Genomic DNA, 20,107 nt, shown 5'->3' with positions numbered 1-20,107 from the left:
ACTAGCGGGTTTCTAATTTGATTGTTTTTGTAATTTTGGGAATTTCGTAAGCACAAATATAATACAACATTTTTAAATCGATGTAATCATAAGCCCTTGCTAAATCTTTTTGCCAAAGAGAATCAATCTTATCCCAAGGCAAACTTGGGTATTTTTGTTTTTCTGACTGAGGGATTTTTAAGGATTCTGTTTGAATGTAACGAAGCATTTCTTCGGCAAAAAAACTATCATGCTCCCCTTCTTTGAATTCTTGGATTTGGTTTCTGAAAAGAAAGGACTCCAGTTCCCGGCAATAGAAAATAAACTCGTGAAACATTTGGTTATTCTAAAATACGATTCCTTTAAGAACAGTTTTTTTCATTGGCAAAGAAATCCAAATCTTGGAAGCTTTCACTACGTATGAAGACCAACATCCGCACCTTCTTATTTTTCCTTTTGGTTTTGGTTCTCCCCATCCAATCAGCAGAAAAAGACTTCCAAATCATTGACCTTGTTGTGGGAAAAGGAGAGGAAGCCTTTTCTGGATCCTATGTGACTGTTCATTATGTGGGCAGATTGACCAACGGAACTAAGTTTGATAGTTCTCGTGACAGAAACCGACCTTTCGAATTTAACTTAGGTGCGGGAGAAGTTGTGAAAGGTTGGGACAAAGGAGTGAAAGGGATGCGAGTCGGTGGCAAACGCAAACTCATCATCCCACCTGAACTTGGATATGGAAGTAAAAAAGTAGGAAACATCCCACCTGATTCCACTCTTATCTTTGAAGTGGAACTTTTAAAGATCTATTAAGCTTTATTCATCGGACTTGTACGCATAAAAAGAACGATAACAACTTGGTCATGAATTTCTTGACAACGTTAAGAATCATTCTAATTTGTTTTGACTATGCCAGTTCTGAACTTTCGAACTTTTTCCCTCCTCCTGCTCATCGGTTTTTCTTTGTCGTTATGCAAACCTAAATCAGATTCCGACGAAGAAACCTTATTGTTGTTAGCAGCTGCTGCGACAAAAATTTGTGCCAACGCAGCATATACCGGAACCACAGTAGTCAACTCAACCGCAACTCTCAATGCGAGTACAGATTGTATCACTGGAATGACTTCTTCTATGTCAGCTGATTTACCTGCTTGGATTCGAAATAACTTTAAATGTTCAGTCGGTTCTGTTTCTGGTTCTAATTATGTATTCCGATCACAAAACATTCCCAATAACAAAAGTTTTTATTTTGGAACAACTTCTCCGATGTATGAAGCATTGGCTGGTGGACAAAAATCAGCAGGGAACAACCAAATTGCATCTCAGTGTTTGGTATACACTATCCCAAGCTCTCCTGCTGCAAAGTCTGGAGCGCTCGTGGGAACCCAAAGTGGTTATGCCTCTGTAGGGATTACTGTGAATGGCCTTGCCATCTTCAACAATGCAGCTGCACCGGGAGACACACTCGCAACTGAAGCGCAAACCTTTGATAAGTTCAATGGACACCCACAAAGTTCAGGTGTTTACCACCACCACTCCCAACCGCTCAACGTAACAAATAACAATGCAAACTTAATTGGGGTACTCATCGATGGATTTCCTGTTTATGGTTTGCATTGTGATAATAACACTGTCACCACTGCAGATGATAATGTTCCAGGAACAGTCGGTTCGGCATTAGATGCAAATCACGGTCATACTGCTGCAACACTGCTATTCCCAGGCGGAATCTACCATTACCACTTTGCTAGTGATGCCATTGCCGGAATAAACACTCTCATAGGTTCTAATTTTTATGGAACTCCGGGGACAGTTTCCAATTAACACTCGTTTTATAGGGAGATGGATTCTCCTCTCCCTAATTTTCCACTTCACTTTCCTCTTTTGTTCCGAGGTTCGCGTGAATGCGGAGGACAAGGAACTTTCGGAAGATTCCAACCATTTCCTACTTTACCAAGGAAAACCCCTAACGGGAATCCTCGTTCAAAAAAGTCCGATTCTATTAGAAATCTATGAAACTGAATTTTACAAAGGTGTTCCTCACGGCCGTTATACGGCAAAAAAAGAGAATGGAACTCTAATGGAAGAAAGAAATGTTCGGTATGGACAAAAACACGGAAAACAAATCAGTTATTTTGAAAATGGGAACTTACGTCAAAAATCCGAATTTGATAATGGTAAACCCATAGGTGAGTTTATTGACTATTTTGACAATGGGCAAATGGCCACCTATCAAACATTCTACGATTCCGGAAAACCCAAAGTTACTAAAAAATGGAACAAACGTGGACAAATTTATTTGAACCATGTGTTTTTGGAAACAGGGGAAAGTTTTGGAAGGCCTGGAAGCAAACTTTGTGATCCCATTCCCGAGGAGGAAAAAAATCTTCCATGAATTCATTGTTTTTGACTTCGAAGATTCCCATACCATCCGAACAAAAAAAAATCCAACGTAACCCTAATGTTTTTTTCCCATCTTGGATCCTAATGTTAATTCTCTTTACCACCTGTTTGGTAAATTTAAAGTGCAAACCATCAGAACAAAGTCCCAATCCAAATCTTCTTCCTTATTTTTCAGGAAAAGATTTTGATCCGGTTTGGAGAGACAATCCAGAATTGGATCCAAACTTAAAACGGGTTCCAAATTCATTGGAACTAATCGAACATACAGGAAAAACAATTTCCCCCAAGGACTGGGCACCAAGCGAACATTTGGTGGTGTTCTTTTATGCCACTTGTCGTGGGATTTGTCCGCTCATCACAAGAAACTTAATCCAAATTGAACCAAATTTTTCTGAATTCCCAGAACTCAAAATTTTTTCCATTTCGATCAATCCCAAAGAAGATACAGTCCCCGTTTTAGAAAAGTATCGAAAGAACTACCAAATTAAAAATACAAATTGGAGTTTTTTTACAGGTAAAGAAACGATGATCGAAGAATTTGCCAAAGGGACTTGCGGTGCAGAAATGGAAGGATTTTCTGTCGAACGAGGCAAGTATGAATTTGTTCATACAGAAAATATCTTTTTATTTGATAAAGATAGATTTCTGCGAGGGATCTACCGCGCAAAAGGGACTGGCGATATACAGAGGTTAGTGGAAGATTTACGAAAACTAAGAAAAAACTATTAATCTAAGGATTTTTTTGAATCCTTAGATTGTTCAAGTAATTAGAATTGGAGATTTGATTACTTATTGTTTGAAGTCTAGTTTTTGATTTTGTAACCGGTTCTAAAGATAATCCAAGTCACAGTCAAACAAAGAGTCAAAAACACAAGAATCATCGAAATACTAACAGAAAGTGCTACATCTGCCCTTTCAAAAAAACTATACCGAAACCCACTCACCAAATACAAAACCGGGTTAAACATACTTAATTTTTGCCAAAAAGGTGGTAACATTTGGATGGAATAAAAACTTCCTCCGAGAAATACAAGTGGTGTGATGACAAGCATAGGAATCATCTGGAGTTTTTCAAAACTATCCGCCCAAATTCCTATCACAAACCCAAACAAACTAAAACTAACACACGTTAGCACAAGAAAAAACACCATTAAGATAGGATGATCGATACGAATGGGCACAAAAAAGGACGCAGTGATCAGCATTAACACACCAAGCATGAGTGATTTAGTGGCCGCAGCTCCGACATACCCAATCACAACTTCCCACATCGTCACCGGAGCCGAGAGAATTTCATAAATGGTCCCATTGAACTTTGGAAAATATATTCCGAAGGAAGCGTTCGAAATACTTTCAGTAAGTAGTGACAACATCACAAGGCCAGGCACTATAAAACTTCCGTAATGGATTCCATCAATCTCTTGGATTCTGGATCCAATGGCCGATCCAAAAACAATAAAATACAAAGAAGTGGAAAGGACAGGAGAAGCGATACTTTGTAAAAGTGTACGAAAGGTTCTTGCCATTTCGAATTTATAAATAGATTGGATTGCGTAGAAATTCATACAGCCTCCTGTAATAATTGAACAAAAATTTCTTCTAGTGAACTTTGTTTTGTACTCAAATCACTAAATTGGATTTTTAGTTTTTTCAAATCATCCAAAAGTTTAGTAATGAGACTACTATCATCAGAGCGATCATATGTAAATACAAGAGCCGAGTGGTTATCAACAAGTTCCAATTCATACTTTGAAAGAGACTTTGGAATTTGTTTTAGGCTTTTTTTAAGTTCAATCCGGAGTTGTTTGGTACCGAGTTGTTTCATAAGCCTATCTTTATTTTCGGTCAGAAAAATCTCACCTTTTCGGATCACAGAAATTCGGTCGGCGATGGATTCCGCTTCTTCGATGTAGTGAGTGGTTAGGATGATGGTCACTCCATTTTTCCTAAGAGATTCTACAATCTTCCACATATCCTTTCGTAATTCAACATCCACACCTGCACTCGGTTCATCCAAAAAAAGAATTTTTGGTTCGTGTGATAGTGCTTTGGCGATTAAAACTCGACGTTTCATTCCACCGGACAATGTCATAATCCTTTGGTCTTTTTTGTCCCAAAGGGAAAGTGATTTTAAAACTTCTTCAATGTACTTTGGGTTGGCTGGTTTTCCATAGAGCCCTCTCGTAAAAGACACACTGGCCCAAACCGTCTCAAAGGCATGGACACTAAGTTCCTGGGGAACAAGTCCAATGAGAGATCTTGTTTTTTTAAAGTCTCCAATGATGTTAAATCCGGACACAGTCACCTCACCACCGCTTGGTGAAACAATTCCACAAATCAAATTGATTAGAGTGGTTTTTCCTGCTCCATTGGGACCAAGAAGAGCGTGGATTTCGCCCTCTTTTACTTCCCAATTTACATCCTTTAGTGCTTGGAATCCATTGTCATAAGACTTGGAAACTTGTTTTAGAGTGAGGATTGATTTCAAACAGTTTCGTCCTTCCAGCCAATGTCATTCAGGAAGTCATCATAACCCCCGTCATAGACAAAAACTCGGTCATCATCGAATACAATTAGTTTTGTAGCTACAGCGCGCAAGTGCATTTCGTTGTGTGTTACCATGATCACGGAACCATCAAAGTTATCAATGGCCTCAATGAGTGAGTCACAAGATTGCATGTCCAAGTGATTGGTTGGTTCATCCAAATACAATAGATGACAAGGAGTGACCAAAATTTTTCCAAGAAGTACCCGGCTTTTTTCTCCCCCAGAGAGAACCTTAATCTTTTTTAAAGCAAGGTCTTCCGAAAACATAAGCCCACCGGCAATGTTTCTTGCCTTTCCTTCGGAACAATTGGAATCCGCACTCATGATCTCTTGGACAACGGTGTTACTTTCGTTCATGTTCAATTTGTTGGTTTGTCCAAAATACCCTTCTTTCAAAATTGGATGTTTTTTGACGGCACCGGAAACGGGTGTAAGCTCTCCGGCAATTAACTTCAGCAAGGTAGACTTTCCTTTTCCGTTTTTCCCTATGATACAAATTCGATCTTCTGGCCCAACACTAATGGAAAAGTTTTCAAATAAAAAAGGAGCATTATTGTTATAAGAAAAAGAAACTTCTTCAACACTTAACATCTGATTTGCGGAAAATGGAGCGCTATTAAAATAAAGTTCCATATCTTCAATGGTGTCGAGTGCTTTCATTTCACCTTGTTTTTCTAACTTTTTCACACGAGATTGGGTACGACTTGCAAAACTTGCTTTTGCTTTAAACTTTGCGATAAAGATCTCTTCTTGTTTGCGTTTTTTCGCTTCGTTTTGTCTGGTTTTCTCATAGATCTCCTCTGCTTGGTTGATCTGTGTGTATAACTTTTCTGTATCCCCTTGGACCTTAATGGCTTTGGTTCTGTGAATGGCTACAGTGTGAGTCACAACGCTATCCATAAAACTTCTATCATGTGTGATGAGAATGATTTCTCCTTCCCATTCACGGAGAAATTCCTCTAACCAACGTATAGTGACAATATCTAAATAGTTGTTTGGTTCATCTAAGATGAGCATATCGGGAGCTGAAACCAGAAGTTTTGCGAGGTTCATTCGGATTTGGTATCCACCAGAAAATTCATCTGGACTTCTCTCCATGTCTTTTTCCGAAAATCCAAGACCAAATAAAATACGTTCTACTTTCCAGGTTTCGTATTCATCCCCTTCTGGAAGGCCAAGGGCACATTCTTCCAAAACAGTGGGTTTGGTAAAAACCAAATGCTGCTCTAGATGCCCAATGCGGTATCCTTTCGGAATGGTGATGTTCCCTGAGTCTGGCTCAGACTTTCCTAAAATGATTTGGACAAGCGTGGATTTACCATGCCCATTACGACCGACAAGGCCGACACGTTCGCCACGATTGACGCTAAATTGTAAGTCATCAAATAAGACGTTACCATTGAATTGTTTGTTTAAACCAGAGATTTTGATCATATCATTTCCGAAGGTTACCCTTCTAGTTAGAACCAGGATCGAAAAAGAACCGGAAACGACGAGTAGAAACGAAAAGAAATAGGGAACATTAGGCCAAGAAATCCAAATTCCAAAGACATAATCACAGGGAAAAACACCTGTCAAATTATGGACTTTTTTTGAGGTCCCAAAATTCCGAAACTATACTGTGCGAACTTTTCTTTTTTTTATCCTTAGTTTCCTTTGCCTCTCCGCAGGTGAAAGAACCTATGCCAATGGCAACTTACAAGTGGCCTTTGGTGCTGAAGAAAATTATTTACTAGTTCGTTCACTTGACTCCAGCGTCATCCATTTGGGAAGCCCAGAAGAAAAACAAGAATACCAGGAAATCATTGATGAGTATTTGCGATTCAAAAGTCTACACATCCAAGGGAAATATGGAGATGCCTATTTAGCCGTTCGTTCCACACAATCAAAACTCATTAGACTTTATGACAAAATTCTAACTAAAAATATCACGTTGGTTCGTTCTGAACTTGTATTACTTGGTGGTAAGTCTCGAGATAAAGAAAAAACTCAAACAAGGGCATTTTTACGCCTAGCACTTAGGGATGTAAGTGAAGCCGAACAAAAGTTAGTGATGGCAAGGAACACTCGCCCTCTCCTTTATCTTTTGAAACTACGTGAAATGTTATTTTCTTTAAAAATTTTAAAACATGCAGGGAAGTTTGTAGTGTTTCTCAACTTATTACATGATGGTAAGTTTATGGATTCCATCGAGTTTTCTGATTTTGATTCCATCGAATCAGAACTCATTCGCGGTTTTGGGAAAGGAAACAACCGACTGATCGCACTTCATTATGATAATTCTTTTTTACCTTTTGGAGAAGAAAGTATCTACGAAACAATGATGACAAACTACAAAGCTCCGGAAATCAAAAAAGATTAATCCAAAGAATCAAATATCATTCGGTATCGAATGCTATTCTGATTGATTTTTTATTTTTATTTCATCAACTATTTTAATTGAATGTAGTCTCGGCCACGGTTTGCTTTTTCTTTGGCTTCTTCGATTGTTTTTCCCAATGCTAAACTAACACCCATTCGTCGTTTCCCATCAATTTCTGGTTTCCCGAAAATTCGGATGTCTACTCCCTTTAGTTTTAAAGTTTCCTCAATGCCTGTATAAACGGGCGAAGTCGTTTTCCCTTCTAAAAGAAGGGCGGAACTGGCGGCTGGAGTTTGAAAGATGAGCTCCGGAATGGGAAGACCAAGTAATGCTCTTGCATGAAGTGAAAATTCAGAAAAATTTTGCGAGATAAGAGTCACAAGCCCTGTGTCATGTGGTCTTGGAGATACTTCACTAAAGTACACTTCGTCCCCTTTGACAAAAAGTTCGACTCCAAATATTCCCATCCCACCAAGTCCAGTGGTAACTGCTTCTGCAATTTTTTCAGCGGCATTTAAAGCAAGTTCCGACATGGGTTGAGGCATCCAAGATTCCACATAATCCCCGTTCACCTGTCTATGTCCAATGGGAGGCAAAAAAGTAGTTCCTCCGATATGCCGAATGGTGAGGAGAGTGATTTCAAAATCAAATGGGATAAATTCTTCAATGATCATCTTACCTTTTCCTGTCCTACCTCCCGTTTGCCCATAGTTCCAAGCCTTTTGTATCTCTGATTCGTTTCGTACCAAACTCTGTCCTTTCCCAGAAGAACTCATAATTGGTTTGACCACACATGGAAAACCTATCTCTTGCACCGCTTTCGTAAAACCTTCTTCCGTATCGGCAAAAAGATATTTAGAGGTTTTTAAACCAAGTTCTTGAGAAGCAAAATTACGAATCCCTTCTCGGTTCATGGTAAGATTCACAGCTTTGGCACTTGGGATGATACGAAAACCTTCGGCTTCCAATCGTACCAAAGTTTCTGTATGTATGGCTTCAATTTCGGGAACTACAAAATCTGGTTTTAACTCGCGTATGGTGGCTTCCAACTCTTTAGGATCAAGCATATTGATGACACGAGATTCTTGTGCCACAAGCATAGCGGGTGCATTCGGATAACGATCAACTGCGATGACATGAACACCTAGACGGTTTGCCTCAATGGCAACCTCTTTGCCAAGTTCTCCGGATCCAAGAAGTAAAAGTTTAGTAGCGTTGGGAGTAAAAGGAGTTCCGATCATAATCACATAGATCGGGAAGTGGCTCATTCAGACAAGGAAGATTATGGCCACTCATTCGTTGGAAATTGATTTTAAATTACATCAAGTAACGTTTGCCGAGTTTATCCCTTTGGTAGACATTTGCACCCATTCGAATCAATAGATCGGAAATTTCACCGAGACCATCAAAACTATTGGCGATATGAAGGGCAGTCACTCCACTGGGATCCGCAGCATTGGGGTTGGCGGCAGAATTCAATAATACTTCAACAGCTTCGATATTTCCTGTTTCAGTTGCTTTGTGAATTGGATACAAACCCATGTTATCTGGTCTATTCGGATCCAAACCAATTGTGAGTAATTTTTTCAAATAATAGATATCAGAAACTTCCGTGACAGCAATCCCAAGCAACAATGCAGACTCAGATACCAAAACTTCTTTTAATTCAGGATCGGATAATAACAGATCAAAAGAATCTTTATCTTCTCGTGTGATGGCAGAACACAAGGTGCGTAACCGGAGATTGGATTTAGTTTTACCAACAAAATCGATAATGTTTTGTATCATGTTTCTATCCTATCAGTATGAGACGAATCTCCATTGTAAAAATGGGACATTTTTTCATATTCTGCGAACCATTCATTGGGAATACTTCCCGAAATTCGTTTGAAATCGTGATTGAAATGGGACTGGTCAGAATACTCAAATTCATGTGCCAAATCCGTAAAACGGAGTTCTGGATTGTTTTTTCGGTAGTGGTCAGGATTTCGCACCATCTCAAGTAACCTGTGCACCGTTCTGTATTCAGAAGGATTCATTCCCACAATTTCTTTGAATTTACGATCCAATTGTTTTCTGGAAATTCCCAATTTTTGGCAAAGGCCTTCGATGGGAGTGGCTGGATTTGTGAGCTCCAAAAGTGCAAACCGAACATATGTTGGAATTTCGGAAGGTTGTCCCGAATATTCTTTAAGAAACCGAGTGAGAAATTCAGAAATTCGATTTTCAGCAGGGAAACCAAAATCCGAAAGTTCACCTAACATTGACTCATCACCTATTGAAATAAATTGGTTTTGTAATTCATCTCCACGTTTGGAAAAAAGAGAAAACATTCCTCCTACAAAAAACCGAATGGCAATCAAATTTAAATCTGATTCTGATAAAATCCTCCACCTTCTTGTTTGCGGGCCAACGATGTGTAACTTTGGTAACTTAATGATTTGTCGATTTTCTGTTTCTACAAGCGGAGGTTCACCCAAATGAAAAACCACCTCACATTCGTAAGATGGCAGTATCCAAGGGAGTTCCCGGACATTCACTCCCTCCCAAATCCAAAATTCCTTAACAGATGATTCAAAATGGGAAGGTGGTTTAATAAATCGAATGTCCAATCGTTACACCATTTTTATTTATACTGTTATTTCCAACGACTCATTCGAAGTGCATTAAAAACAACAGATAAAGAACTGAACGCCATGGCAGCGCCACTCACCCAAGGAAGAAGAAGCCCGGAAGCAGCAATGGGAATTCCTAATAAATTGTAACCAAGAGCCCAACCAAAATTTTGCCGAATATTCGTGACTGTGTCTTTTCCAATTGTGATGAGATCCACAATCCTTTGGATGTCTCCATTCACAAGCACTACATCAGCTGTTTGGATAGCAACATCAGATCCAGTACCCATTGCAATCCCCACATCAGCGGAAGCAAGCGCTGGGGCATCATTGATTCCATCTCCAACCATAGCTGAATGGATTTTTTTTGTTTTGAAGGTTGTGATGATTTTTGCTTTTTCCTCAGGAAGTAGTCCGGCATACACCGCTGAGATCCCCACTAACTTCGCAACTTTGTTTGCAGAATTAGGATGGTCCCCCGTCAAAAGGACTGGTTCAACTCCCATAGATTTTAATGTGGCAATCGCCCCCATCGCATCTTTACGCAAACCATCTTCAATCCGAAAGACAACCATACCATTTGCATTTCCTCGGATGCCAACAAATACCAAACTCGATCCATCTTCCGACCATACTTTGATCGACTCATTCATTGTATCAGACACAAAAAACCCGTTCTCTTCTACAAATGTTCGTTTGCCGGCAATGAAGGTATTCCCATTTTGTTCCGACTGGATTCCGCCACCAGGGAAAGTTTTGGTCGACACAATTGGATTTGAACTTTGATACAAATTTTTTTCCTTCCCATATCCAACAATGGCCTTGGCCAATGGATGGTCAGAAGTTTGTTCCATCTGTATGATGTTTAGTAAGATTTGGTTTAGGTCTGAATGACTCAATCCATAATGGATCATTTCGGTGACTTTTGGTTTTCCTTCTGTCAGAGTTCCAGTTTTATCAAAACCAATCCAATTGATTTTGGAAACTGACTCCAAAGCTTCTGCACTACGAAACAACACTCCATGTTTGGCGGCTCTTCCCGTTCCCACAAGTAAAGAGATTGGAGTGGCAAGTCCCAAGGCACATGGGCAGGCAATCACAAGAATGGCAATACTTGTTTCAATAGCCGATGTAATATCGCCAGGTGTTAATACAAAATACCAAACAAAAAAATCAACCACACTAATTGAAATCACAATCGGAACAAAATATGCAGAAATCTGATCTGCAATCCTTTGGATGGGTGCTTTGGTACCGAGTGATTCTTCCACAGAACGAATGATATGTGAAAGTGTTGTATCATTCCCTACTTTAGTTGCTTTCACCACCAGCGAACCATTTCCATTGACTGTTCCACTCAGAATCGAATCACCGATTTTTTTTTCTACTGGCATACTTTCACCAGTTAACATTGATTCATCGGCAAAACTGATTCCTTCCGAAACAATTCCATCCATTGGGAATCGTTCCCCCGCCTTTACCAATACAAGATCCCCAGTTTTCAAATATTCATTAGGAACTTCCGTCCAAATCCCATTGGATTGTACAGTGGCAGTCTCTGGTCGAAGTTTGAGTAATGCATTGATCCCATCGCTACTTTTGCCCTTGGCATAATGTTCAATCCATTTACCACCAAGAATAAAAGTGATAAGAACCGCGGAGGTTTCAAAGTATAAATCTTTACCGAATATACTATAACCGTAAGCAGCACTTGTCCCAATGACAACAAGGACATCCATATTGGCAGATCCATTTCTTAGTGCACGATAGGCAGATTTGTAAAACGGAAAACCAATGAGGAACTGAACTGGGAAAACAATTGCCATCTGGACAAACCGGTCCATTAAAAAATGTGGCATAGGCATAAAACTTAAAAAACTGAAGTGGGTAACCATTCCATAAAACAATGGTAAGGAAAGGACCAAAGACAAAAGGAAACGAATTTTTAAATTTCGAGTTTGATCCTTTTGTTTTTTCTCAGTTTCAGATTGTTGATTTGCATCATGAACCAGTGCGGAGTATCCAAGAGATTCTACTTTTTTTAATAAAGAATCTACGGTGACGGAATCAGTGGTTCGCAAAAAAACAGATTCGCGAGCAAAGTTGACTCGAACATCAGAAACTCCATCCATTTTGGTTAGGCCCTTCTCAATGCGAAGGGCACAATTTGCACAGGTCATACCAAATAAATCTAATGTTCGTTCGGTGGTATTATTTAGCGTTTCCAAGAGAATATCCATCCTCACCCAAACGTTCACGAAGTAAATTCAACTCCGCATCCGTTAAAGATTCTTTCACAGAGACAGTTTTTAAATCTAAATTTGCAGTTGCTTCTTTTCCATTCTCTGCAAACACTTTCTCTACAGTATTTTTACAATGCCCGCAAGTCATTCCTTCTATTTCATAATTAACCATGATGATGCTCCTTCTTTTCTTCCTTAACCTCAGATAACGGGAGTTTGTATCTTACTTCCGCTCCTTTTTGAAAATTCCATTCAGGAGAAAGAATCAATTCTCCCTCCAAAATGGAACTTCCCTTGGGAATTTCACAATAAAAATGATCAGGATGACCCGTACATTTTAAAGGGAATTCTTTTCCATTTGATACAACCTTACCTTGTAACTTCGAATTTTTGGAAGTAGGATTTTCAAAATTAATATCAAGTAGATACACTTTAAATCCCAAATTTTGGTAAGGAAGCACTTCCGTGTGGAAAGCCCCTGGCATCCGAATCGCACCTCCATGCGGGCCGGATTTGTGTTCTCCGTGCGCTGCCATCTGATTGGTACTAACCAGAAAAACCAAAACCGCAAGTTTGACGAATTTTTTGATTGGCTTCATGATAACTCCTTTGTTAACATAAATCCAGTCTAAACCTTCCAACTATTGGAAGGTCAATAGCCGATTTCATTTTTTTACTATTTTTCTAAATTTTTTTTTGGGAGAACCTTATGAATATTGGAGAACTTTCTAAAGAATCTGGAGTCAGCTCAAAACTCATTCGTCATTATGAAGGTATCGGACTCATTCCAGAAGCAGGAAGGACTGAAAATGGCTATAGATCCTATACAACCGATGACATCCACTACTTACGTTTTATCAAAAGATCAAGAGAACTTGGTTTCCCATTGGAAGATATAAAAAGTTTACTTGGGTTATGGAAAAACAAGTCACGAAGTAGCAAACAAGTAAAGTTACTTGCAGAAAGACATTTAAATGAATTAGATTTAAAACTAAAACAACTAAAGGATATGTCTGATACTTTAAAAAATCTCGTCAAACATTGCCATGGCGACAATAGGCCTGACTGTCCCATTCTAAAAAACTTAGAACAAACCTAATTAGAAAAAGAATAATTTATAAATCTTTTTTGAGAACATCGGCAATCATTCGGGTGGCCACTTCATTGATATGAATATCTCCATTTTGTAACAAATCCGTTCTGTATCTCATAAAATTTCGTAAATCGATAAATGGAATATGATTTTCTTTGGTTAATTGGATTAAATCCAAAACCAACTCGGAATCAGATTCTAACCAACTAGGGTTCATTTGAAATCCAATGTTTTTATAAATTTCATAACGTGTTCTATCATATTCAACTTCCAATGGAAGATAAACTACCTTTAAATGTTTGCCGTCTTTTTCTATTTGTTCTTTCAGTTGAAAAAAAATCCGACGCCATCTTTCAAAATTTATTTTTGCAAACGATTTTGTATCAAGAGCACTCGAAAGGTAAGTCGGACTAATTTGGAATAAAGTTTTTAGGGGGAAAAAATCAACTACCTCATTTTTTTTGGCCTTATGAGTGGATGGAGAATAAGGAAGTTTTGATACTCTTTCCAACTCGTCTTCCATTCGTTTTTGAATGGATACAAAGTATTTTTGTTTCAAATACAAACGAGTAGCTTTTGGAAAAAAAAATGATGAAAGCTGAAGATACATTTTTTGGTGGTTAACAAAATGTAAATAGTCTGGAGTGTCTCCTGTTTCATATATATCATTACCATAAACGATTAAATATACAGTTTTTTCTTTTAAGAAGGGACTTACCTTTTGATACATCGAAAATTCGTTTTCTAAAGTAAACCCAGGAATCCCAACGTTGGTCCACTGGCAGTTTGTCTCTCGATTTAAAATTTCAGAAAAAGTATCCTTCCAAAAAATTCCAGAACCAAATGTTTGCGAATCACCTAATAACAAATAACCGCAACTAAAGTTACTTTTTGTACTTCCAATTCGAACCCCAAATTCATTGATTTGCCCAAATTCTCTTTCCCCTTGTCGAAAATAAGGAATTTTTCTACTTACAGGGAAATGGTAATGGCCATAGGAAGATTCTAAAAACCCAAAGGAATCAATGGTTCTCGTCACAAACAATGACCCACAAAAGAAAACAATGGCATAAAAAGTCAATTTTATGGGTTTAGAAAGAAAAGTGGCTTTGCGAATATCTTTTTTCATTGCGGATCTTTGGAATGGAAGAAGAGTATACCTGTTTTCGATTTCACATGGATCAATCAAAAAAAGCAATAGGTTTCTTTGTTAGTTTGGGAATTTTGGTTTTAGGTTTTTTGTTCTTCAATACAAAACAAATCGATCCATTTTCTGATTTTGCACTTTTGGAATGGCAAATCAAGTTAGCACTCCAAGGTAAATTTTATTTACCTTATGATTCCTTTTTGTTAGATCCGAACTTCCAATTTTTCCCTTTACCAGATCTTTTTTTCCATGTATATAATGGATTTGTATACTCCACTTTCCCAAATTTTTATCCAATTTTTTCGGCGCCGTTTTATGTTATCAATGGACAATTTGGGATTAGATTCGTACAATTCGTTTTATTTTTTGTTTCTATTTATATTTTTTATCAAATCAAAAAAGACGGAATTGCCACAATACTTTTGTTATTTGGATCATCAATACCGATCTATATTTTTTTGATTCATGATACAATCTTATTTTTCTTTTTAGAAATTTCCATTTTATACCTTGTTCATCGCAAATGGAATGTATTACCTGGAATCTTATCAATCTGCTTAGTTTGGATGCGACCGGAAATGGCAGTTTCCATTTTCCTCATTCTCTTATTTTTCTCTCAAGAGAAGAATTGGAGAAATATCACCATTACTTTTATGCTGACAGGGTTTGTTTTTTCCATTGTTAACAAAATAACATTAGGAACTTTTTTTCCCCTCCGTTTTGTGAAAAGCCCAGAATTCCACTTTAGCACAAACACAAGTTTGTTTTTATTTAAAATTTTATTAGAACAAATTCCCATTTTTATTTTATTCATTATTTATTTGATAAAGGCAATTAGTCAAAAAAAGAATTTATACCAATACCTCACTATCATTTTCGTTACTTTTCTATTGGTTCTCATTTCTCCTAATACAGGAGGGCATAATACACCTAGGTATTTTTACGGACTCTTTCCTCTGTATATTCTTTTACTCAGAAACAATGATAATGAACGAACAATTACTAAATTCACAAAAACATGGGGAGTAATTTGTTTCATTCTATCGTTGTATCAAATTAATTTACTTTTTCAAAAATCAAAAGAACTGACAAAAATTTCTAAATATCAAACGAATACAATGTCTGAAATTTCAAAATTAGAAAACAATGTTTTGGTTTTTAATAATTCCGATTTTTCTTTTGTAAGTTTGCCTGTTTTAGAAAATATATCTTCTCATCAGACCAAAAAAGATATACTGTTACTCAGACCAAATTTTAGTAAAAAAACATTCATCCAAATTTTATCTGCAAAAAATGCCGACTCATTTGTTTTTTTAGAACTCCCTCCTTCACCAATTCCACTTGGTCCAATTGTAACGGATCCAGAGAATAGAAAGTTGGGAGAATACAAAATGGAAAAACATTATCAATTGCCAGATGCCTTACTCCCCATTCAAATAACGGAATACAAACGCCAATGAATACCAAACAATGCCCAAGCTGTGGGAGTACCAATATTTACCAAGAGTCTGCGACAGTGTACCGCTGTGGGGATTGTTTTGATCGCCTTCCAACAGGAAGTATGGTTGATCTCCCTCCTCCAAAAGTATATGGAACACAACAAAAATCAGATACAAATCCACTTGGGAATTGGAAAAATCTAATCACAGGGATCGTTGTGGTTTGGGTTGTGTTAGGATCTTCTGTGTTTACATACTTTAAAAATCTTCAATGGGGCCAAGGTCCATCAGAAGAAGAAACTACAACCATCAAGATAGATCCCAATTTGGAATCCATAGAAATCAATCCAGAAGGAGAATTTCAATTTACAACTCCAATTCCAGACGGGATTGGAAACATATACATCGTTGGGAAATTCACTAACAAAAGTGGACAACCATTACTAATGCCCAAGTTTACCGTTGATTTATTAAACGAAGAAGGGACAATCGTTGGATCAAACGAAGGTTATGCAGAAAAGAATGTTGTTGCAGATGGAGAATCTGTCGTTTTCCAAGTGTTAGCCGAAAAAGCACCGAATTTTTCAAATTTCGAAACTAAAGTCACAGCCACAACCATACCAGATGATCACAAAAGACCAGAACTAGTATTAAAAGAAATTGATTTCAAACGGAATGCATACAAAGAAATCAAACTTGTTGGAAAAATCAAAAACAAAGGAATAACAACTGCAAACTTTACGCGCATCACTTGTTTGCTCATCGACAAACAAAATAAAACGATTGATTACGGAAGTATTAGTTTAGACAAAGAAGATTTTTTACCAAAAGAATCACTAAACTTTGAAATTATTTTTGCAAGGGCAAAACAAATTCCAGATTCTTACTATTGCGAAACAGATTCTATTTTAAAAGAAAATTCAAATCTATAAAAAGGATTAATCCCAATGCCTATGTAGGACTCTGTAAAAATTGTCGATTGATTTATCTAAATTATGAGATCGCCAATAGGGATTGGATTCTAACGCATCCTGGACAGATTTTACGACATTCCGCGTGAAGCTAGTGCGTTCTATTTTTGAACCAGTTTCTAATTTTTCAAAATTGGTATTACGAATGGAAAGTTCTTTTTTAATGGCTGTAGAGATGACCAAAACTGCTTCTTCTGATGTTAGGCGGTGTTCCATAACCAGTAACTCGGCCGCTTCCTTAATCAATTTTAGTTGCCTCTGACTCACTGACATACAAAACCAAATACAATCCCATCATAAAAAGATTTGAAAAACAATTCAGAAACAAAAAATCAAACTGGAAAAATCCTTTCAAAATTTACGAACTTATAAAAATAGTTTTAAACCTTGGCAATTGTAATCGAAATCAAGAACAATGATCTTTCTTTTGATGGACTCAGTGGATTCCGGGAAAGAATTATGTCTACCATTCACAATACGAAGGAAGACGTGGTCTTGGACTTTACAGAAATCTCCATGTCTTTGGATAGTGCGACCATTGGTGAATTGATGAAGTTTCATTCTGCACTGGAATCCCAGCACCTACAATTACAAATCCGAGGGGTCAATAAACTCATTCGCACTGTCTTTCGATTGAACAAACTCGACACCATCCTTCACCTAATCGACTAGAATATACGTAAGAGTACGAATCAGTCTAATCTGATTTTTACAAGTCTTTCTTTTCCATTTCGTCTGATTGTAGATGAAACCATTCTGGCTCATCCTCATTCTTTTCTTTTTCACAACTTGTTCTCATAGAAAAACGGATTCTCTGCTTTGGCTTTTTCCTTTGCTCGGGAACACAAACGTAACCCAGAGTCTACCCGATGAACCCACAAACCCAGTGGCTGCGACAGCTCCCACCTCCGTCCAACTGACAGTTCTTAGTCCAGAATCAATCGATACATTTTGTCCGCTTTATGGTGGTCTTATGATTCAATACATAGAAGGTGAAGAGAGAACTTGTTCTCCTTCTGAACTGGATCCAAGTTGTATCACAATCAAAGTGGATGAAAAAGGAATTCCCATTCTTTTGGATCCTCGCTCTTATGTAGATATTGATTTTCCAACTAATATCGAGATAGGTGACCACTTATTTCCAAAAGACAAAAAATCAAATCTATTTTGTTTTTTAAGACCAATCCCAATCGACAGTAATCATATCGAAATGTACAGTTTCCAAAACCAATCCAACAATCCTTCCTTAAACAATTGTTACTATAGTTTAACGGAAACTCATTGTATCGATAGATTCCCACTTCTTGGAACTGCAACTTTTAACATTCCCAAAGAATTTCCAATTGATATTTCCGATGGAAATGGCCATGCAGGATCACATACTTTAGAACTTAAATTTGTTACGGAAGATAATCTTTTTACGACATGTACTTATATCGGGAACGAACACAAAACTGTCCAAGGATTTACCGCCAATGCCTATATTGCAGGGAATTCAGACTCAAAAGGGAAAACAGGATTTTGTGTCCAATGTGAATCTAACTATTGTAATTCGGTAGATCCAATGACCGGATTAATTATACCTTCCATTGAAGTAAACCGTTTTACAATCCCTGTTGGTGAGACGGTCACTGCAAAAACTGAAATTTCCTTGTCAGTTATCAAAGGGCAAGGACCTTTCAAACATTCCACTCGTTGGACAATTGAAAACTTTCAACAAGTTGTGAGTTTTGCAGAGTTATCCGTGTTACCAGCAAGTAATATATTTCTTCTTTGGTTCATTGTCCCTACCTTCGTCATGATTTTTTATTTTTATCATAAAAAGTGGAAACATTGGTTAAAGAAAAAAACTAACGAATAGGGAAAGATAAATCAAACTGAACACTTTGTCCTGGTTTAACAATTACTTTTCCTTTTAATTGTTGAACCAACAAATTCATAAGTTTGATTCCAAACCCAGATTCCGAATTTTCTAATGAATAATTATCAGGTAATGCTTCACCATCGTCACTATAAAGAAAATGAATTTTAAAATCTATTTTCTGAATCTGGATAACAATTTTTCCAACATCTTCCATCCGAAAGGAATGTTTAACTGAATTACAAATTAATTCGTTTAAGATGATACCTAAATTGTTGGCAATGTCCGGTTTTACAATGATAGGTTCGTCTGAAATAAAATCAAAACGAATCATCTTCGGATATGTTGATAAAATTTGGCCCACTAAATTTGGTATGTATTCTTTTAAATCAATTTCATTTGGATTCTGTGATCGATACAACCTATCATATAATGCCATCATACTTCGCAATCGACCGGCTGCTTCGTCAAACTGTTCTTTTAGATGAGAATCTTGAGAAAAATTAGACTGCATTTTTAAAAGACTAAAAACAGAAAATAGATTGTTTTTGATTCGATGGTGAACTTCTTGTAAAAGTAACTCTTTCTCCTGCAACAATTGAGTCACCCTTTCTTCAGATTCAATTGTTCTTGTAATTAAAGTATGTAATGCAACAAATCGATTGATACTACCATCAATGGAACGTAAAGGAACAATGGTTGTACTGACCCAATATATAGAACCTGTTTTGGTTCGATTTCGAATTTCTCCCTTCCAAACATATCCATTTTGAATCATATGATACATTCGTTCAAAAAATTCGGACGAATGGAATCCTGAATTCAACAAACGGTGGTTATTTCCTAATAACTCTTCTCTTGAATACATTGAAATTTCACAAAATCGATCATTTGCATAGGTGATATTTCCGTTTCGATCAGTAATTGTGATTACAGCATGTTCATCGAAAGCAAATTTTAATTGAGAAAACTCAAACTGAGACATTTTCAATTCAAAAAAACTTTGGTAATGTAAATCAATTGGTTTGGAAGGTAAATCCGTTAGGGTTTGGTTTTGGTTGGTAGATTTGGTGTGTAGTTTAAACTCAACTCCAAGTTCTTCTGTAATGTCTCTTGCCACAACTAAGATTCGTTTGTTCCCATCAGAATCTTGTTGCAGTTTTCCTCTACACTCAAAGGTTAAAAAATGTCCGTTTTTATGCGCAATTCTCCAAATCCCCTTGGTTTCCGATCCAGGGGTTTGCAGATAAGACATTTTGGTGAGCAATTCATTCCGATCTTCTGGATGAAAAAAATCCTCTACAGAACGACCCAATATCTCATGTGCTTCATAACCTAACCTATGTTTATGAAACGAATTGGCATATCGAATTTTTTCGGATGAATCTAATTCGCAAATTAAATCTGGTATGTTCGAAAGTAAATCATCGTAATTTGTTTGAAACATAAA

23 protein-coding genes are annotated in these 20,107 nt (G+C 37.3%); 10 read left to right on the top strand and 13 right to left on the bottom strand.

Annotation, left to right across the window (positions count from 1 at the left end; all coding sequences use genetic code 11):
* Position 1: 1 nt before the first annotated feature.
* Positions 2–316 carry a ribonuclease HepT family protein gene (locus EHR01_RS07155; RefSeq protein ID WP_135694016.1) on the bottom strand — a complete coding sequence of 105 codons (315 nt, stop codon included), beginning with the start codon at positions 314–316 and terminating at the stop codon, positions 2–4.
* 83 nt (positions 317–399) lie between these two features.
* Here EHR01_RS07155 and EHR01_RS07150 point away from each other — a divergent pair, with 83 nt between their 5' ends.
* The 4 genes from EHR01_RS07150 to EHR01_RS07135 all read left to right on the top strand — a co-directional run bounded on the left by EHR01_RS07150 (position 400) and on the right by EHR01_RS07135 (position 3,108).
* Entirely contained in the window at positions 400–789 is a 390-nt protein-coding gene (locus tag EHR01_RS07150; RefSeq protein ID WP_135694015.1) for an FKBP-type peptidyl-prolyl cis-trans isomerase, read from the top strand.
* A 96-nt stretch (positions 790–885) separates the two neighbouring features.
* The gene (locus EHR01_RS07145) at positions 886–1,800 is read left to right on the top strand and encodes a YHYH protein (protein ID WP_135694190.1); all 915 of its coding nucleotides are present in this window, start codon (positions 886–888) and stop codon (positions 1,798–1,800) included.
* A 76-nt stretch (positions 1,801–1,876) separates the two neighbouring features.
* Positions 1,877–2,371, top strand: a complete 495-nt coding sequence (locus EHR01_RS07140; protein ID WP_208721748.1) for a toxin-antitoxin system YwqK family antitoxin — start codon at positions 1,877–1,879, stop codon at positions 2,369–2,371.
* The gene (locus EHR01_RS07135; protein ID WP_135694013.1) at positions 2,368–3,108 is read left to right on the top strand and encodes an SCO family protein; all 741 of its coding nucleotides are present in this window, start codon (positions 2,368–2,370) and stop codon (positions 3,106–3,108) included. Before EHR01_RS07140 ends, EHR01_RS07135 begins: the two co-directional genes overlap by 4 nt.
* 74 nt (positions 3,109–3,182) lie before the next feature.
* On the opposite strand, the gene EHR01_RS07130 is transcribed toward EHR01_RS07135, so the two are convergent.
* The 3 genes from EHR01_RS07130 to EHR01_RS07120 are packed head-to-tail and all read right to left on the bottom strand — an operon-like array spanning position 3,183 to position 6,360.
* Positions 3,183–3,944 carry an ABC transporter permease gene (locus EHR01_RS07130; RefSeq protein WP_135694012.1) on the bottom strand — a complete coding sequence of 254 codons (762 nt, stop codon included), beginning with the start codon at positions 3,942–3,944 and terminating at the stop codon, positions 3,183–3,185.
* Positions 3,941–4,867 (bottom strand): ABC transporter ATP-binding protein, encoded by a 927-nt coding sequence (locus tag EHR01_RS07125; RefSeq protein WP_135694011.1) that lies wholly within the window; start codon positions 4,865–4,867, stop codon positions 3,941–3,943. Before EHR01_RS07125 ends, EHR01_RS07130 begins: the two co-directional genes overlap by 4 nt.
* Positions 4,864–6,360 carry an ABC-F family ATP-binding cassette domain-containing protein gene (locus tag EHR01_RS07120; protein ID WP_135694010.1) on the bottom strand — a complete coding sequence of 499 codons (1,497 nt, stop codon included), beginning with the start codon at positions 6,358–6,360 and terminating at the stop codon, positions 4,864–4,866. The genes EHR01_RS07125 and EHR01_RS07120 overlap by 4 nt, the downstream gene beginning before the upstream one ends.
* Positions 6,361–6,547: 187 nt before the next feature.
* On the opposite strand from EHR01_RS07120, the gene EHR01_RS07115 reads away from it, so the two are divergent.
* On the top strand, positions 6,548–7,288 hold the full coding sequence (locus EHR01_RS07115) for an adhesin OmpL37 family surface protein (protein WP_135694009.1): 741 nt from the start codon (positions 6,548–6,550) through the stop codon (positions 7,286–7,288).
* 68 nt (positions 7,289–7,356) lie between these two features.
* Here EHR01_RS07115 and purT read toward each other — a convergent pair whose 3' ends face one another.
* The 6 genes from purT to EHR01_RS07085 form a co-directional block, all read right to left on the bottom strand.
* Positions 7,357–8,529 (bottom strand): formate-dependent phosphoribosylglycinamide formyltransferase, encoded by a 1,173-nt coding sequence (gene purT, locus EHR01_RS07110; RefSeq protein ID WP_135694189.1) that lies wholly within the window; start codon positions 8,527–8,529, stop codon positions 7,357–7,359.
* 76 nt (positions 8,530–8,605) lie between these two features.
* On the bottom strand, positions 8,606–9,076 hold the full coding sequence (locus EHR01_RS07105) for an ankyrin repeat domain-containing protein (RefSeq protein ID WP_135694008.1): 471 nt from the start codon (positions 9,074–9,076) through the stop codon (positions 8,606–8,608).
* On the bottom strand, positions 9,073–9,900 hold the full coding sequence (locus EHR01_RS07100; protein WP_135694007.1) for a helix-turn-helix domain-containing protein: 828 nt from the start codon (positions 9,898–9,900) through the stop codon (positions 9,073–9,075). Before EHR01_RS07100 ends, EHR01_RS07105 begins: the two co-directional genes overlap by 4 nt.
* A 26-nt stretch (positions 9,901–9,926) precedes the next feature.
* Positions 9,927–12,131, bottom strand: a complete 2,205-nt coding sequence (locus EHR01_RS07095; protein ID WP_135694006.1) for a heavy metal translocating P-type ATPase — start codon at positions 12,129–12,131, stop codon at positions 9,927–9,929.
* Positions 12,115–12,318, bottom strand: coding sequence for a heavy-metal-associated domain-containing protein (locus EHR01_RS07090; RefSeq protein WP_135694005.1), 204 nt, complete (start codon positions 12,316–12,318; stop codon positions 12,115–12,117). The genes EHR01_RS07095 and EHR01_RS07090 overlap by 17 nt, the downstream gene beginning before the upstream one ends.
* Positions 12,311–12,745 carry a hypothetical protein gene (locus EHR01_RS07085; RefSeq protein ID WP_135694004.1) on the bottom strand — a complete coding sequence of 145 codons (435 nt, stop codon included), beginning with the start codon at positions 12,743–12,745 and terminating at the stop codon, positions 12,311–12,313. Before EHR01_RS07085 ends, EHR01_RS07090 begins: the two co-directional genes overlap by 8 nt.
* A 110-nt stretch (positions 12,746–12,855) precedes the next feature.
* On the opposite strand from EHR01_RS07085, the gene cueR reads away from it, so the two are divergent.
* A complete protein-coding gene (cueR, locus tag EHR01_RS07080) occupies positions 12,856–13,245 on the top strand; it encodes a Cu(I)-responsive transcriptional regulator (protein ID WP_135694003.1) in 390 nt (129 codons plus the stop codon).
* Positions 13,246–13,261: 16 nt separating this feature from the next.
* Here cueR and EHR01_RS07075 read toward each other — a convergent pair whose 3' ends face one another.
* On the bottom strand, positions 13,262–14,368 hold the full coding sequence (locus EHR01_RS07075) for an SGNH/GDSL hydrolase family protein (protein ID WP_135694002.1): 1,107 nt from the start codon (positions 14,366–14,368) through the stop codon (positions 13,262–13,264).
* Between the two features lie 47 nt (positions 14,369–14,415).
* On the opposite strand from EHR01_RS07075, the gene EHR01_RS07070 reads away from it, so the two are divergent.
* Together EHR01_RS07070 and EHR01_RS07065 are read left to right on the top strand one after the other, a co-directional pair.
* On the top strand, positions 14,416–15,846 hold the full coding sequence (locus tag EHR01_RS07070) for an LA_3751/LA_3752 family putative glycosyltransferase (protein ID WP_244310012.1): 1,431 nt from the start codon (positions 14,416–14,418) through the stop codon (positions 15,844–15,846).
* Positions 15,843–16,757, top strand: coding sequence for an FxLYD domain-containing protein (locus EHR01_RS07065; protein WP_135694000.1), 915 nt, complete (start codon positions 15,843–15,845; stop codon positions 16,755–16,757). Before EHR01_RS07070 ends, EHR01_RS07065 begins: the two co-directional genes overlap by 4 nt.
* 6 nt (positions 16,758–16,763) lie before the next feature.
* On the opposite strand, the gene EHR01_RS07060 is transcribed toward EHR01_RS07065, so the two are convergent.
* Entirely contained in the window at positions 16,764–17,069 is a 306-nt protein-coding gene (locus EHR01_RS07060; RefSeq protein ID WP_135693999.1) for a hypothetical protein, read from the bottom strand.
* A 186-nt stretch (positions 17,070–17,255) separates the two neighbouring features.
* On the opposite strand from EHR01_RS07060, the gene EHR01_RS19205 reads away from it, so the two are divergent.
* Positions 17,256–17,468: an STAS domain-containing protein gene (locus EHR01_RS19205; RefSeq protein ID WP_167482935.1), complete on the top strand. Its 213-nt coding sequence runs from the start codon at positions 17,256–17,258 to the stop codon at positions 17,466–17,468.
* A 73-nt stretch (positions 17,469–17,541) separates the two neighbouring features.
* Positions 17,542–18,657, top strand: coding sequence for a hypothetical protein (locus EHR01_RS07050; protein ID WP_135693997.1), 1,116 nt, complete (start codon positions 17,542–17,544; stop codon positions 18,655–18,657).
* On the opposite strand, the gene EHR01_RS07045 is transcribed toward EHR01_RS07050, so the two are convergent.
* Positions 18,647–20,104 carry a PAS domain-containing sensor histidine kinase gene (locus EHR01_RS07045; RefSeq protein WP_135693996.1) on the bottom strand — a complete coding sequence of 486 codons (1,458 nt, stop codon included), beginning with the start codon at positions 20,102–20,104 and terminating at the stop codon, positions 18,647–18,649. The two genes, EHR01_RS07050 and EHR01_RS07045, sit on opposite strands and share 11 nt — an antisense overlap.
* Positions 20,105–20,107: the final 3 nt, after the last annotated feature.

The organism is Leptospira mtsangambouensis (assembly GCF_004770475.1).
Taxonomy (GTDB): Bacteria; Spirochaetota; Leptospiria; order Leptospirales; family Leptospiraceae; genus Leptospira_A; species Leptospira_A mtsangambouensis.
Note: the sequence above shows the minus strand (reverse complement) of the source record. Positions and strands in the feature narration are given on the sequence as shown.